General features: G+C 32.0%; 2 protein-coding genes and 1 pseudogene. 2 read left to right on the top strand and 1 reads right to left on the bottom strand.

The genetic code is table 11. The features are described 5' to 3' along the window. A pseudogene (yqeK, locus tag E0D98_RS25130) lies at window positions 1-191 on the top strand (protein YqeK); the annotation flags it as partial. 35 nt (window positions 192-226) lie between these two features. After that, window positions 227-307: a hypothetical protein gene (locus E0D98_RS25125; RefSeq protein WP_000655821.1), complete on the top strand. Its 81-nt coding sequence runs from the start codon at window positions 227-229 to the stop codon at window positions 305-307. Window positions 308-339: 32 nt separating this feature from the next. Here the strand turns inward: E0D98_RS25125 and yqeJ are convergent. Then, the coding region (yqeJ, locus tag E0D98_RS25120; RefSeq protein WP_240723779.1) for a protein YqeJ at window positions 340-756 on the bottom strand (417 nt) is incomplete at its 5' end.

Raw genomic sequence — 756 nt, 5'->3', positions numbered from 1 at the left:
AGTTTAGTTTAACAGATGATGAAATTAATTCTTTTAAAGAAACGTTAATCCTTTCCTCTATTGATTCACTGAGTAAACTGGTTCTTAATAATCCTCTTTCTGTATTGTTTACATCGACTGTACGAAGGAATAATAATCGAGCTAAGATGAATGTCGAGTTCGACTCATGGATTTGCACCAGATGTTGTTGATACATGATATTTTACATTGCAAGGAGATGTCTAAAATGAAAGATGTTGATCAAAACTTTGATGCTTTAGACTGCCATATACTGCGAGAATATTTAATTTTATTGTTTTATGATTAACGAGGTTCCATCTTTTTGTTATCTATTTTAGTTTACCTTGCACAATGCATTATTGCTCTGTTACCAATGCTCAAAATAAAAGCATGCTTACCTTGCTTTAGTATATTATAGCTTACACTTTTTTCTGGAAAGACATAAAAATCAGGAATAAGTTGTTCAAGTCTATCATCATCAACTTGATCCATAATCTCAAACTTATTAACTTTCTTTGATGTTAAATGGGCTGTGTCATAGTTTTCAATCCATGTGTATTCAATATTTCGCCGTATTGATTTACTTTCTCTGTTACCTTGTTGCCAGGTTCCACTCAACGCAACAGTTCCTGTTTTATTTTTTTTGTTAAACATAAAGTCGATGGTAAGATTTGCTCGTCCCTGGTCATTAAAAATTACCCAATTTGCAGTGCATGTTTCGTTATATATCATTTTTTCTGCAGTGTAAGAATAGAC

This window comes from Escherichia sp. KCJ4928, assembly GCF_004352695.1.
In the GTDB taxonomy this organism is placed as follows: Bacteria; Pseudomonadota; Gammaproteobacteria; order Enterobacterales; family Enterobacteriaceae; genus ECMA0423.
The sequence above is the reverse complement of the archived record's forward strand: the minus strand, read 5'-3'. Positions and strand labels throughout refer to the sequence as shown.